The sequence below is a fragment of the Methyloprofundus sedimenti genome, from assembly GCF_002072955.1.
GTDB classification, from domain to species: domain Bacteria; phylum Pseudomonadota; class Gammaproteobacteria; order Methylococcales; family Methylomonadaceae; genus Methyloprofundus; species Methyloprofundus sedimenti.
In genome coordinates this window covers 183,193-199,279 of sequence record NZ_LPUF01000001.1, presented here as the reverse complement: position 1 = coordinate 199,279, position 16,087 = coordinate 183,193, and the positions used below count along the sequence as shown (strand labels likewise).

Sequence of the window (16,087 nt, the reverse complement as noted above, 5' to 3'; positions counted from 1 at the left end):
TGGGAAGGGCGGTATAAAGCAACGCTACTGGACAGTGAGTTATATCAGTTGGTTTACACTTTTTTAAAATTATGATTAACTGCCATTAAGGCGTAGACAGGTATTATTGAAAAAATTAAACAAATCAGTATATAACTAACTGGAATAAAGAGGATATTCATGTTTAAAAAAAGACTGTTTGGGGTTTTTACCATAGTATGTTCGTTAACCCTCATTTCACTAGCTGAGGTAACTTATGCCAAACCACGGACAGCAGGAATTCTCAAAAAAGAAATCAAGCTTGACCAGTTGGTTTTAAAGGCAAAACAGGACTATAACAAGACGATTATCGCTTTCAGAACTGCGGATAATAAAAAGAAAACCGAAGAAATCAGACAAAAAGCTGCAAAAATTAGCCAGCACCTGAAGGACCTATATCAAAAAAGAATTGGCTTTATTACCCGTTTGAACAAGTCTGCAACCACTAAAAAACTCGCGACCTTCAATGAAATCGTTTTAACCACATTTTTATATGAATTTCGCACACATCGAGTGGGTGGCTATGCAGAGCGTTCTTGGACGCGTGCTGATAAGCGGGACCTGAAAAGATGCCCTGATATTGTAAGCGACGGTGTGCTTAATCAATGGGCTTTGGGTCTGGCAGAAGCTAAACCCAGTTTATATGCTGATTCGCTCGCGCGCATTGTACAGGGTATGGAATGCTATTCCATGGCAGAAGCCTTGTCATTCAGCCGGGATCTGGTCACGGCCTACGAAAGTACACTGCGGCGGTTTGGGCATAATAAGGAATTTTTAAGCCGTGCGCGCTCCTATTTGCTCTATTCAACGGCTAATCTCTTCATAATTGTTCAAGATATTACCAAAGCATACGGACCAACTCTAATGTACGAATTTATCAAGGGTCATCGATTGGCCCTTGGTGACGTTTTCATGGATCGCAACAGCCCGATTCATATCGCGGGGTATTGGTTGTACGATATGAAACTGGACAGAATGGTTGCCGTGGGTCCTTTGTGTGAAAGCCTGAGATTCAAGGAGATCGACAAAGCTACAGGAAATTGCGTTTCCGCTACGGCTACTTTGGATGCATTGATTAACCCACGACGATTAGGTCTCGCATCGTGTCTGCTAACCGATATGATCAGCCCGGTTTTTGATATTAAATTGGGTTATGTGTGCCAACGGGATGTCTGTTCTGAAAATGGTAAAAATATACCCGTAGTGCAACAAGCAATTGACAACAAAATGACCGCCTATGGCATGCCTCTCGACACCCTGCGTGAATCGCGAGATTGTCCTGAAGGGTCTAAAGGTGGCAGTGCTAATGCCGGTATAGTCGGTTTGTTGGGGGATTCACAAAATTACATGGAATGCATTACCGAAACGCTGTTGGCCGAACAAAAAGGTCAGCAGGCATGTTTTGTTGCAGTTGTAAATCAGGGTAAAGCGACCCGTTTCGGTTTTGCTCCAGCGCCTGCGGAAAACGACAATTGCAACGATCCGTTAATAAGAGGACAGCGAGGTGACAAAAAATTAACAAACAAATTGAAAAAGACATTTAATGAGGTGCTTGAAGAATTTACGGAAGAAGAAATAGCACTTTTGAAAGACTTTTTAAGCAACGCGGAACTGACCAATGACAGGAACAGATGCCCTAAGGTCTGTTTGGAAGAAGAGGATGACTATTACCTTCTTGTTTTCAACAGAAGTTATTTAAAGGAAACTAATAACGAAGAATTAAAAAGTGACGCGGAACTTGTTTTAAAACAGATCATCCATGATGAAACGCCATCAGAACAGCCAGCATTGGAACCTATTCCGGAGCCGCCATCAGATGAAGATGAGGACGATGATGATTTTTTCTGCTGGGCCTGGGAAGACAACTGTCCACCTGATGCAAGCGGTAATGAAGGCGGAGATGAATACTGTAGTCCTGACACCGGTGATTGTAATAACTGCAGTGCTTTGTCCGGTGTACAACAGGCGATGCTGGACTGTTTTACAACCAATGATGAGGCCGTTCCCTCGCGGCCCGGGTTGCCGGAGACCATTATGCCATTGCCATGGGACAATCCTGATGCCCCGTCCTGGGCGGCCTGCATGGAACAACAAGAGGGGAGAAATGACGCCCTGGCCTGCCCCAATACTGATTGCGGAGAAGGGGTAGAGCCCTCAATCGATGAAAATGGTGAATGTATTTGCCGTGCACCAGCAGTACCGGTTGGCAGGGATCCCGAACCCATAGACTGTCCGCAGGGTGCTTTTCCTGTCGTCGGACCGGGAGGTGTTCCTCTTTGCAGCGGGCCTGGTTTTGATGAGCATAGATCTGCGAATTAGCAAGTCTATGCATCAAAAAAGGAGTGATCGTGCGATCACTCCTTGAAGGCGGACAGGAAGCGAAGAAGCTTTAGCGGATGAGTTGTGTGTGACTGGCATGATAGTCAGCTAAAATTAAAGGGTCCAGTATAGTGGATTTTTACTGTAATCAGTCCTTTTGCAGTATTATTGTTTATGGTTTGTCTCACTTCTGTTTTGATGTTTGCTGTAAAACTTGCATCATGGCTCATTTGAAGCCGTTTTAGGCAGTGAGGAGGACCATTCCATTAGACTCGGTTGAATGGATATTTAGCATAGGATATATATGGATTAATCTGTTAAATCGAGTTTGATCCCTTGAGTTTCTTTGGTTCAGTCCTGGTATACCTGTTGAGCCTATTTTGAGAAGAATGATATGAATTTAGTAACAGATGAAAGCATCTTGCACATTGTGTTCGGATGCGCCTTACTTCTGGCAGGACGTAACATTTTTTGGTTATTTATCATGTTAGCAGGATTTTTAATTGGTGCCGAACTCGCTGAAATCTGGTTCGAGGGTCAGCCCATGTGGGTCATCATTTCTGTCGCAATTACGGTAGGAATAATTAGCGTCGTGCTATCGGTAATTTACCAGCGTGTCGCCTTTGCCCTCGGTGGTTTTTACGCAGCCGGCTATCTTGCCATTGTGCTGTCTGCCAAGCTTGGAATTGATCCCGCTCCGATCAGCGCAGTCTTAATCACAGGACTAATTGGCTCGATTATAGCTTGGCTATTAATGGACTGGACGATAATTATTCTCTCATCACTTGCGGGCGCAGCAGCAATTGTGAATGCCATTATCGCCTCCCCCGCTACCGAAGCGGCACTTTTCTTAGCTCTGGTAATCACGGGTGTATTGGTGCAGTGGTCAATGTTCAAAAGACGCGAGGTTCTTTAGCAAAACCAAAAGAATCAAAAGCGGTCAGCCGCAACCAGGTAGGTCGGGCATGCTTTTTTGCCCGACATTACATTGCTCCAATGTGTTAAACATTGTGGTTTTGTTGCCGCATCTTTATCATCGGACATAGCTGCTTTCAATCGTTTCTGATAGGTTGTCGCGCTAGTTTGCCATTACACGTCAAATCTCTGCAAACCAGGTTCATTAAACCCGTACCTCCCGTTTTTGCTTGTAAAAACTTGTCGAACTGTAAGGATTTCCTTGCTACTAGTCTTCTAGTATCAGTGCAATAAAGCGCATATCTTTTAAGGCCGTAAATTTGGTGAAAAAATCTAAACTTTAGAACATGGAAAGCATTTAACACGCAGAACTATTTGTTTTTCAAAGTTAGAAAAGAGGCATGACATTGTAATCTGAGAGGTAATTTTTAATGGCCAATTAAACTGAGTAATTTGGTATTTCAGTGTGTTATTATTTACTGTTAAACGTCTAGGTCTTTAAAGGCATTTAATTCGTAATATTGATAATATCAAATATGACCAAATACAATTCTGAAAAAAATGATAATAATGAGCTTCCTTCAATAAGCAGTGCCAGTGAGCAGGCTTTAGAATGGTTTACTCGATTAGAAGAAACGCCAGTCAAAGCATCCGTTCAACTTGAATTTTTAAATTGGTGTGCAGAAAACCCGGAAAACAAACAGGCATATGAGCAAATTGCACAGCTATGGGGTTCGGAGGTATTTGTACAGGCATTACAAATTGAAGAGCAGAGAATTAGTCACAAAAAGTCAGCAAAAACTCGCCGTTTTAGGCCGGGGCTAGCAATAGTCGCAACTTTGTTATTGAGCGTCTGGGGTATTTTTCAAGGCAATATGCTACAAAGGCTGACTGCTGATCTATACACCACAGTGGGTCAGCAACAAACATTGATACTGGCTGATGGTTCAAGCGTGATGTTGGATACCGATAGTGCAATTAAGGTATCGTACGATGAGCATGGCAGAAATGTTGACTTATTAAGCGGTCGAGCCTTTTTTAACATACAGCCCGATATAACACGCCCCTTTATAGTTAAAACTGAGGAAGAAAGTGTACGAGTTGTCGGCACACGTTTTATCGTCAATACTGAGAGTAATACTCCGTTGATTGTACAACAGGGCATTGTCGCATATCGAGCAAATAATGCTGATAATACAGACATAGTGATTGCTGGCGAACAGCTAGAAAAAACACAAAATCAGTTCAAAGTGATAGAAACTGATCAATCAAGTGCGGTATTTTCCTGGACAGAAGGCCGTTTTAAATTTCACAATCTTCCGCTGGGAGAAATAATTGCCGAAATTGACCGTTATCAGCCAGGTATTATTATATTAGGTAATCAAAAGCTGTCTGACATTGGTGTTACAGGTGACTATAAATTGAATAATCCTAGAGCAATTATCGCATCATTAGCCCAGGCAACAGGCGCCAAAGTAGTGAATGTATCAGCGTATTTAACGGTTTTGTATTAATGCTCGGATCGGCGTATCGTGCGAAAACTCGCTGTCCCGACCAGAATTTGGCTTATTCCCTATCTCCTTCGTGGACTGGAAATCCTTGCTTCAACAACGCTTTGAATCCGAAAATTTCAGCAAAAAAAACTAAAATGCAGGTGCGGATTTATCCGCATAAGGCAAGCAAAGCTATTCCATTAAGAAAATTTATCATTTCCTAGTGAGTCTTTTAAAGGCTGGTACGTCAAGGTCATAACTCTAAACAACAAAGAGTGAAAAAATTGATTACCGCTCAATTTCAGAAAAATAAATAATAAATTCAATTTTCTTATTCTGCAATTAAAATTGAGCTCAAAATATATTCGATTTCTTAAATTTTAACTAAGGATAAGCTATGGCTTGGGATGAAGAGGAAGATACAACAATTTACCATGTGGTTGTTAATCATGAGGAACAATACTCCATTTGGCCTGAATATAAAGAAGTGCCAAAAGGTTGGAAAACAGTCGGTCAAACAGGCTTAAAACAGGAATGTCTGGAGTATATCAAAAAGGTCTGGACGGATATGCGCCCTTTGAGTTTGCGCAAAGCAATGGCGGAAAATCAGGATAATAGAGTTAGTCAGACGGAGAGCTGATAATGGCATCTACTCAGTCAGTAGACTGGTTAGGTAGTAGGAATATCTACTGCGCTTTATCAGTTAATGATGAAGTGCAACTCCAGCCAGAAGAAGTTCATATTTGGTCTGCATCATTGATTGCAACACAAGATAGACTAGAAACCTTCTTTGGAACATTATCGAAAGATGAACGAAAACGGGCAAAAAGCTTTGTTCGAGGCCTGGATAGAAATAGATATATCATCGCGCGCGGAATATTACGTGAATTGTTGGGAAATTATCTCGGTATTACTCCCGAACAAGTTAGATTCACTTATGGGACTTATGGAAAACCTTATTTAACAGGTTTATTGGTGGGTGATGGACTTGAATTTAACCTATCCCATGCAGCTAATTCAGCAGTTTACGTGTTTGCAAATCGGCGACAAGTTGGTATCGATATAGAACTTCTTAACCACAGAATGGCTTGGTGGGAATTAGCCCCGATTATTTTTTCTGAGAATGAATTGCTGGAACTGGATGAAATTCCAGAAGAAGACAAAATGAATGCATTTTTTCGAGGATGGACGCGAAAGGAAGCGCTTGCCAAGTGTTGCGGCTTAGGTTTTTCGTTAAATGCAAAGGTGTATAACGTACCCCTAAGACATCTTGAAACGTCGAGGGTTATAGAAATACTTACTCAGCCTAAACATCAAGGTGTTTGGTATTTATATCCGATTGACCCTTTAGTTGGGTTTATGGCGGCTTTGGCTATAAAAGGAACGCGACTAAATAGCATAAGGATGAAAGTTTATTAGGTCACAACTGACATCATGCCGACAGTTTACAGAAAATGCTTCGCTGTTCTATAGGAGAGAAAATGGAAACATTAATTGAAGTAAAGCCTGCAGCTGACTTATCAGCAAATTCGGCTACAACAAGAGCAAAGGTAATAAATCATTATCCTGAAATAGATCGTAGAGAGAGCTTGTCAGCCAAAAGTTTCTTTACCAATTATGTGTTAAAGAATCGTCCTGTGGTGGTTTCAGGGGTATTAAAAAATTGTTTGGCACTTTCTAAGTGGGAAACTGCGTATCTTCGTGAAATTTCTGGTGATCGTACAGTTACTCTTAAACAAGGTTTAAAAGATGAAGGTGTAGCAAACCTGATGACAGTAACAACACGATTGAACGATTACCTGGATCAAGTAGAAATATTTGAAACTGAGCTTCAAAGGAATGAAGTTTCGGCCATAGATAGGCCACCATATTTGCACGACTTACCGTTATTGAGTGTTTTGCCAAATGCGGCCAATGATCTGGTTGGTTTTCCATCCGATTATTTTCCAGAGTGGTATCGAAGTGATTGGACTAAGTACGCTCAATTCTTTTTTGGACCTAGCCATAGCTTAACTCCTTTGCATTTCGATTGCCTGCTGACTCATAACCTGTTCTTTCAAGTCAAGGGCCGCAAACGCTTTATCTTATTACAGCATGATCAACTGTCATCTTGTTATTGCTATAAATGGCGTTGGAGCGAGGTAGATGCGGAAAATCCGGACTTTATACGTCATCCGCTTTATCGGGGTGCGCAAATTCAAGAGTGTATTGTAGAACCAGGAGATATGCTTTACATGCCATCAGGGATGTTGCATCACGTCCGCAGTTTAGATTGCTCAATGTCCTTTAATGTTGACTGGCATACGCGCGATAGTGCTATTCGAGGCGTATTGGCACTTAAACAAGGGATGCCAATTAAGAATGTTTATTACAACGCGGTTATTGCGCTAGGACAGAGTACCGGTTTGTCTGCAACAAAAGTGCTGCCCTGGTACCTGTCATATTTGAACTACGTTTCTTAGTGAGGTAATAGTGAGAATTTTCGAAGAATCTATAGCTACAGAAAGTATTCACATGAGTTATTCGAATATTGTGGAACTTATATGTAGTAAAGCGAATGAAAGAGCTAATAAAACAGCCTATATTTTTTTGCAAGATGGCGAAAATGAAAGTGCAAGGATAAACTTTGCTGAACTGGATCAACGCGCTCGTACCATCGCAGCTCGACTTCAAAATCTAGGAATGACAGGAGAACGGGCACTACTTTTGTATCCTCCTGGTTTTGATTATATTGAAGGATTTCTTGGCTGTTTATATGCTGGAGTGATTGCGGTTCCAGCCTATCCACCTTCCCGAAGACATAAATCTAGGCTTTTTGCTGTTATTAATGACGCTTTGCCAGCCATCATTTTAACGACTAACGATCTTAAAGAAAGGCTTATCATAGATTTTACTGATAGTGATATGAATCAGCAGGATTTTAATTGGCTTGCAACGGATAACTTGGAGAAAGAGATTGCAGAGAGCTGGGTGCAACCGGAACTAAACTCAGACAGCTTAGCTTTTCTTCAATATACCTCTGGTACCACGGGAGATCCTAAAGGTGTAATAGTTAGTCATGGTAACCTGATGGACAACCAGTTATCAATACAACAAGGCTTTAAACATACAGAAGATTCTGTCGTTGTAGGTTGGCTGCCTTTGTATCATGATATGGGGTTAATCGGAAACTTGTTGCAGCCACTTTATTTAGGCGCTACGGCTATTTTAATGCCGCCTATGGTATTTCTGGAAAAACCCATTCGTTGGCTTAGGGCCATCGCAAACTATAAAGCCGAAACCTCCGGCGGCCCTAACTTCGCTTACGATTTGTGTTATCAGAAAATAACCCCGGAACAAATGCAGGGTTTGGATTTACGCACATGGACATTGGCTTTTAATGGCTCCGAGCCAGTGCATGATAAAACAATGGAACGCTTTGCAGAGAAGTTTTCTGACTGTGGCTTCGAGTTAGGCAGTTTTTACCCTTGCTATGGTCTGGCCGAAGCAACCCTGTTTGTAAGTGGAAAAAAATTACAAATTGAAAATGGTAATATTTGTTCTGCTGACCTTTCAATGCTCAGCGAACAAAAACAGGCCCAATTTAATTCAGTTTCCTGTGGTTCAATATCGACTGATCCGCAACTGTATATTGTCAACCCCGAAACAGCAAAGCTTTGTCAGGATGGTGATGTTGGTGAAATTTGGTTGACAGGTGCAAATATTACCCAAGGCTATTGGAATCGTCCTGAGTTATCAAAACAGATGTTTCAAGCTGAAATTCTTGAGCAATCCCAAAAAGGCGAACGATTTTTGGCGTTAGATAATAAGTCCTACCTGCGGACAGGTGATTTAGGTTTTGTTAGTGATGAGCAGCTCTATATAAGTGGACGCATTAAAGATTTGATTATTATCCGAGGACGGAATTTTTATCCGCAAGATATAGAACGGACATTAACCGAAAATATTTCGGATCTGATGAGCGATGGCTGCGTCGCTTTTTCGATAACCGGTGAGGATCAACAAGAAAAACTGATTGTAGCCGCCGAATTGACCCGATCGGCTATGCGACAAAAAAACTACGCAGCGAGCATCGCCAATATACGCCAGGCGCTGACAGAAATTTGTGAAGTAACTCCTGAAGAACTGGTCTTGTTACGGCTTGGAACCGTTCCTAAAACATCCAGCGGAAAAAATCGTCGACAAGCCTTCAAAAAAATGTATGAACAAAATAATTTAACCGAGTTGTTTCGCTCTGGAGCTTCTCAACACTCTTCTAACAGGTCAAAAAAAATGGATGATATTGTTTCTTCAACAGCTACTTTAACACCAGAATTTAAGATGCTTAAACAAGCATTAGCAGTTATACCACCAGATCAGCGATCTGCTTTAATCAGCCAATTTTTAAAAAATAAAATTGCCTTGATGATGAAACAGGATGAATCTGAAATAACACCCGAATTATCTCTTCCAGCATTCGGTTTGGACTCGCTCAAGGTTGTTGAGCTTAAACATATTGTTGACCAGTTATTAGATAAAGATATTCCGTTATCATTATTTTTATCTGACAGTTCTTTAACTGAGATTGCCCAACAATTATCAGAGATTATACAGCGTTCTGCTGAACATCAAGCGGAAGATAAATCTTTGGAAAAAGGACATGCTGAACCTGAGAAGATTTCCGAAGCTATAAGTCTAAATAAGAAAGATACTTCTACACTATCATCCACTCAATTGTCCATGTGGACAATGCAACAATTGGAACCTGATAGCATTATCTACAATCTTCATCTTGCACTGCAAATTCAAGGCGAAGTGAAACAAGAAGCGCTACATCAGGCGTTTCAGTTTCTTTTGCAGCGCCATACCCAACTACGCACCGTATATCGTATCAGTGACGATGAGACAGTTAAACAACATGTCTTGGAAGTAACAGAAGTAGAAGAAATATTCTCGTTAATCGATGCCTCTTCGTGGTCAAAAGATCAACTGCAAGATGATATGACGCACAAAGCCAGAGAAGCCTTTGACTTATCAAGCGGGCCTTTAATAAGAACACATTTTTATGAACAAAATACCGATGATAAACAAAATACCTTATTAATTTGTGCTCATCATATAGCCATTGATTTATGGTCAGTATTGATTCTTATTGATGAATTAAAAATAATTTATGCTGACTTGATAGCTGGTCAAATATCGCAGTTGCCAGCATTGAAGTCAAACTATAATGATTTCGTTAGCTGGCAACAAGGTTATATGCAAAGCCCAAATAGCCAAAAAGATTGGGATTATTGGCAAAAGCAATTATCCGGAGAACTGCCGCTACTTGCTTTACCAACAGATTATCAACGCCCAACGGTTTCCGATTATCACGGTGCATCACTCGCCTTCCAGTTAAATAAAGAAGATACAGAACAACTTAAAAATCTGGCTAAAAAACAGGGCGTCACATTATTTGCCTTATTACTGACCGCGTATAAAGTCCTATTACATCGATATACTCACCAAAAAGATGTGATTGTCGGTGTTCCGACCAGTGGCCGGTCTCAATCAAGTTTTGCCTTGGTGGTCGGTAATTTTGTTAATCCACTGCCATTACGCAGTTATCCGAGTGGTGATAAATCATTTACCGATTATTTAGCTGAGGTTAACGAGTCATTACAAATGGCATTAAAACATCAGGATTATCCATTTTCTCAAATAGTCGATCAACTACAACCTGAACGTATTGCGGATCATTGGCCGATTTATCAGACGATGTTTGTTTTGCAGCAGGCTCAGATGGGTATTGATTCTGATTTGGCATCACTCACATTAGGTGAAAATAGTGTTGAATCGGCTTGGGGTGATTGGAATGTACGAGCTTTTAAGATGGAGCAGCGAGTAGAGAATTTTGATCTAATGGTCATGGCGACGGAAGATGCCGAAGGGTTGGTGTTTTCATTCCAGAATCGTGATTCGATATTTAGTAGCATTAGTATTGAGCAATTAAAATCAAATTTTGCCACGCTATTGAAAGGAATTGTTGCTAACCCTAATGAGCGTTTGTTAGATTTACCCTTATTAGCATGCTCTGAAAGAAATAAAGTTTTAAATGAATGGAATGCAAAAACGGTAAGTTATCCAGAATGTTGTCTTCATGAGTTATTTGAAAAGCAAGCCTTAAAAACTCCGCAATCTACAGCAGTATGCTGTTCTGGAATGAGTATTAATTACCAAGAGTTAAATGAGAGAGCTAATTATGTAGCCTCTTATTTATCCAGAATTGGAATTAGTCGTGAAGATCGAGTCGGGCTTTGCTTAGAGCGTTCCATTGAAGTCATAATTTGTATTTTTGCAGTCCTAAAGTCAGGAGGTACTTATGTACCTGTTGACCCGGGGTCGCCTAGTGAACGAATAACCGATATTATAAAAGACTGTGATGCAAAAATATTAATAACACAAGATCATTTATTGGAACAGATAAAAATAGAAAACATCTCTGTTTTATATTTGGATCGAGACTGGGGGAAGATTACCGAACAAGAACTAATATCGCAACCGAGTTATGTCCAACCAGATAATGCTGCTTATATCATTTATACTTCCGGTTCGACAGGCAAACCTAAGGGTGTTGTGGTTAGCCATGCAAATGCAGTGGCTTCAACATTTGCTCGTTTTAACTTTTACCCGGAAGTAGTTGAAGGTTTCTTATTATTATCTTCATACACTTTTGATAGCTCTATTGCTGGGATTTTTTGGACGTTAAGTCAGGGAGGGAAGTTATGTATTCCAAGCGAGGAAAGCTATCAGGACCCAATTGCACTAGCCGAGGTAATTCAACAAGAGCAATTGAGTCATTTACTCTGTTTGCCCGCGTTGTATAGTCTACTTCTTGAAGGAGTGAAATCTAGTCAATTGGCAGGTTTGAAGACGGTTATTGTGGCCGGAGAAAACTGCCCATCAACATTACCACGCTTACATTTCAAAAGTTTGAAAAACACTCGATTCTACAATGAGTATGGACCGACCGAAGGGACTGTATGGTGTAGCGCTTATGAGTTTAAAAAGTCTGATGTTAATGTAGGGATGTCAGCCTTCATTGGAAATCCAATTTCCAATACAAAGATTTACTTGCTTGATGAGTATTTAAACCCGGTAGCTATCGGTGTAACAGGGGAGTTGTATATAGCGGGGAGAGGCGTTTGCAGATGCTATTATAAACAACCCAATTTGACTGCAGAACGATTTATTCCTAACCATTTTGAATCTGGGGTGGGTGAACGTTTATATCGAACCGGAGACTTGGCGAGTTGGACAAATGATGGGAATTTAAAATTTTTGGGACGCGTAGATCATCAGGTCAAAATTCGAGGTTTTCGAGTTGAATTGGATGAAATTGAATCAAGGTTGCTGGAATATGGTGAGGTTGAGGAGGTGATGGTAATCGCTAGTGAAAGTAACGCTGGTACTAAACACCTAATCGCTTATTTTGTTCCTGTTCAAAGTGACCTGGAAGAGTTGGTTAGTATTGATAGACTGACATTGTATTTAAAGAGCTGCCTGCCTGTATATATGATCCCTTCTTTTTTCGTAAAATTGGAGCAATTACCTAAAACTGCTAACGGGAAAATTAATCGAAAGGCTCTACCTGTACCGGAATGGAATGAGCTATCAATACAACAATATACTGCCCCTGGCACTGCTATTGAAAGACAATTAAGTGAGATATGGGCAAAGGTGTTACGCCTAGAAAAAGCTGGAATAAATGACAACTTTTTTAGTTTAGGTGGTGATTCAATATTAGCGATTCAGATCGCTATTCAGGCTCATAAAGCAGGACTTTCTTTTACAGCGCGTGAACTATTTCAAAATCAAACCATTGCAGAACTGGCAAGTGTAATTCAATCCGTTGAGCAGGATATAGAAGATACGAAACTCGCTGAAAAAGTTATTTGTGAGCAATTCCCATTATCACGATTAGAACTCAAGGAATTATCTGAATTACCGTATGATCTTGACGAATTAGAAGATATATATCCCCTGACACCTATGCAGGAAGGAATGTTATTTCATACCTTGATGGAGCCTGGTTCAGGTGTCTATTTGATGCAGGATAGGTTTGAGTTAAAAGGAGCGATAGATGTAGCTGTATTTAAAAAAGCCTGGGATCTGGTGATTCGAAGAAATCCTATTTTGCGGAGTAGTTTCGTTTGGAATGTCACGTCAACTCCTCATCAGATTGTTCATAAACAGCTTAATGTAGCATTTGAGTTTTTTGATTGGAGAGATCTTTCAAAACAAGATCAGAAATCCCAATTGGAAAATATATTGCAAAATGAGTTAAAGGATGGCTTTGATTTATTGCATCCTCCCTTACTTCGATTGCGTTTAATACTGATATCTGAAGAACAGTACCAGTTTGTTCGTAGCCATCACCATATACTGCTTGATGCATGGTGTACCTCGTTAATTTTGACAGAATTTAAATCTAACTATGACAAGCTGATCGCAAATGACTTAATTGAACAAATTGCGGCAACACCATTCTCTGATTATGTGGTATGGCTACAAAAACAAGATGTAATAGCCGAAGAAAAGTTTTGGCGTAACTACCTTGATGGTTTCACCGTGTCTACCCCGTTAGTCGTTGATCGCTTAACTAACGGCAACGAATTGATGGATGTTGCTGATGTTTCCATTCAATTGCCTGAAACTTCGACACGCTGCCTTAACGATGTTGCTCAAAAGCTACGATTGACTCCTAATACGTTTGTGCAAGGAGCATGGGCTTTATTATTAAACCGTTACAGTAATCTTAACGAAGTTTTGTTTGGTATTACAGTAACCGGCCGACCGGTAGAGCTAACAAATGTTGAGGGGATTTTAGGGTTATTTATTAATGGTTTGCCATTACGCGTTAGTATTGATCGTCGTAAATCTGTAAGGGTGTTTCTGCATGAGTTACAGAACCAGAATCTGGAAATGCGGCAGTTTGAACACAGTTCATTGACGAGTATTCAGGAGTGGAGCGGTTTATCGCGTGACCAAGATCTTTTTCAGCACCTACTTACTTTTGAGAATGCGCCGGTTGATCCAAAATTACGGAAACGGACTGGGTCATTTTGGTTTGAGGATATTTCTGTTCGCACTCATACTAACTATCCAATCACCGTTATGGTTATTCCCGATACGAAAATACATTTACAAATTACTTATCAGACTGCGCGTTTTGAAGTTGATGTGATTGAGCGAATGCTCCTTCATTTCAAAAATCTATTGGAGGATATGGTTGCTTACCCAGATAAACAGCTCTGTAATGTAGATATGTTATCGGTAGAAGAAAGCAATAATAGCTTAATATACTGGAATCAAACTCAATATAGCTATTCAGAGCCTTGCGATATTGTGGCATCATTTGAAGCACAAGTGGTTCAAACGCCGAATCAGATGGCGGTAGCATACAAAGGGCAAAAGCTGAGTTATTTGGAACTTAATCATCGTGTTAACTGCGTAGCACATGCCCTACTAGCTGAAGGGGTAGTTCCCGAGATGTTGATAGCATTATTTAGTGATCGCGGTGTTGAATACATGGTGATGATGCTAAGTGTGTTTAAGGTTGGTGCAGCATATATGCCGTTAGATCCAGCCCATCCTGATGCAAGAATTGAACAGGTTGTAAAAGAAAGTGGTGCGAATAAAATCTTTACCAATGCGGCTTATGCTGAACGTGCGCAAACATTGGTAGATTCGTTAGCTGATGAGAGCGCAACGAATTCCAGCCAAATGGGGGCTAGTACGGACGTAATAACACCATTTGAGTCTCTTCATCAACCTGATGTGCTTAGGTTGGAAGTGTTAGAAATATGTGAAAATAAAGCCAATCCACCTAGGCAACATTTCCCGACTAACCTAGCTTTCGTTATCTTTACCTCAGGTTCAACCGGTTTACCGAAAGGGGCGATGGTTGAGCATCAAGGTATGTTTAATAACTTGATTACCAAGGTACCTACTCTAGGACTGACCGAACATGATGCCATTGCACAAACAGCTGGACAATGTTTTGATATTTCTGTCTGGCAACATTTAACCGCACTAGTTTGTGGTGCAAGAGTTGAAATTATCCCGGATGAAATCGTTAAAGAACCTAACTTGTTGTTATCTCATTTAGCGGAAAATAGTGTCACTATTCTTGAGGCTGTCCCTTCTATGATTCAGGCCTTGTTAGATATGGCCGACGAGTCAAATAAATTACCCGAATTACGCTGGTTGATTGCCTGCGGTGAAGCTTTTCCGCCGGAATTGTGTCGTCGCTGGATGGACCAGTATCCTCATGTCAAGGTACTCAATGCCTATGGTCCGGCAGAATGTTCAGATGATGTTTCCTACTATCAGGTACCGGAACAACCGGGTGAAACCGACGCAATAGTACCGATCGGCCAGCCCGTTCATAACACCAAACTTTATCTTCTGAACCATTGGCAGAAACTTGCACCTATTGGTGTGCCAGGTGAAATTTGTGTATCAGGCATTCAAGTAGGGCGAGGCTATCTTGGTCGTGCGGATTTAACCGCGGAAAAGTTCATTCCAGATGCATTCGACGAAGCAGGGCAACGATTATATCGCACCGGGGACCTTGGACGTTATCGCGAAGACGGAACGATTGAATTTTTGGGCAGAATCGATCATCAGGTTAAAATACGCGGTGTACGAATAGAGCCTGGGGAAATCGAAGCACATATCCTGACCTTCCCGCAAGTGGTTCAAGTCTTTGTAATGGTCAGAGAAAACGGCGCAACTGGAAAGCGTCTGGTGGCTTACGTAGTTTGTGATAAAAGTGAAATTACCAGAGATGTTGAACTGATAGCAGGGTTACGTAATCATCTATCGACTTTATTACCTATAGTTATGATGCCATCCGCTTTTGTTCTATTGGATACCTTGCCGGTCAGTAGTAATGGAAAAATTGACCGCAAAGTATTACCAGAACCGGATATGGCAGAGCAAAGTGATACAACTTATTTAGCGCCACGTAACCCTGCCGAAGAAACATTGGTCGATATCTGGAGGGAGGTACTGGATATAGAGCAAATAGGCGTAACGGATAATTTTTTTGAACTGGGCGGACACTCATTGCTAGCTGTACAAGTGTTGTCGCGAATACGCAAAGACTTTGGCATTGAGGTGCCTCTACGTCAACTTTTCGAAGCGTCTACTATTGAAGTGCTTGCCTTATTGGTTGAAGAATTCCTGATTGAACATTTGAATAGTTTGTCGGAAGAAGAGGCAGAGGCTTTATTGAACGATCATGAGCAGGACGAATAGGTAATTTCAAATGATTTCCATTTTCCTCTTACGTCTTTTTAACGTAGGTACGTCTA

General features: G+C 40.9%; 7 protein-coding genes and 1 pseudogene. All 8 read left to right on the top strand.

All coding sequences use genetic code 11. The annotated features are described in order from the left end of the window. Positions 1-159: 159 nt before the first annotated feature. Entirely contained in the window at positions 160-2,337 is a 2,178-nt protein-coding gene (locus AU255_RS00755) for a hypothetical protein (RefSeq protein ID WP_080521094.1), read from the top strand. Positions 2,338-2,731: 394 nt separating this feature from the next. Beyond that, positions 2,732-3,253 (top strand): hypothetical protein, encoded by a 522-nt coding sequence (locus tag AU255_RS00750; RefSeq protein WP_080521093.1) that lies wholly within the window; start codon positions 2,732-2,734, stop codon positions 3,251-3,253. 326 nt (positions 3,254-3,579) lie between these two features. Beyond that, positions 3,580-3,670, top strand: a pseudogene (locus tag AU255_RS21535) (IS1 family transposase); the annotation flags it as partial. Between the two features lie 118 nt (positions 3,671-3,788). Then, positions 3,789-4,766, top strand: a complete 978-nt coding sequence (locus AU255_RS00745; protein ID WP_080521092.1) for a FecR family protein — start codon at positions 3,789-3,791, stop codon at positions 4,764-4,766. A 376-nt stretch (positions 4,767-5,142) separates the two neighbouring features. Continuing rightward, entirely contained in the window at positions 5,143-5,385 is a 243-nt protein-coding gene (locus AU255_RS00740; RefSeq protein ID WP_080521091.1) for an MbtH family protein, read from the top strand. A 2-nt stretch (positions 5,386-5,387) separates the two neighbouring features. Then, the gene (locus AU255_RS00735; RefSeq protein WP_080521090.1) at positions 5,388-6,164 is read left to right on the top strand and encodes a 4'-phosphopantetheinyl transferase family protein; all 777 of its coding nucleotides are present in this window, start codon (positions 5,388-5,390) and stop codon (positions 6,162-6,164) included. A 62-nt stretch (positions 6,165-6,226) separates the two neighbouring features. Further along, positions 6,227-7,207: a cupin-like domain-containing protein gene (locus tag AU255_RS00730; RefSeq protein ID WP_080521089.1), complete on the top strand. Its 981-nt coding sequence runs from the start codon at positions 6,227-6,229 to the stop codon at positions 7,205-7,207. Positions 7,208-7,217: 10 nt separating this feature from the next. Next, positions 7,218-16,031, top strand: coding sequence for a non-ribosomal peptide synthetase (locus AU255_RS00725; RefSeq protein WP_080521088.1), 8,814 nt, complete (start codon positions 7,218-7,220; stop codon positions 16,029-16,031). Positions 16,032-16,087: the final 56 nt, after the last annotated feature.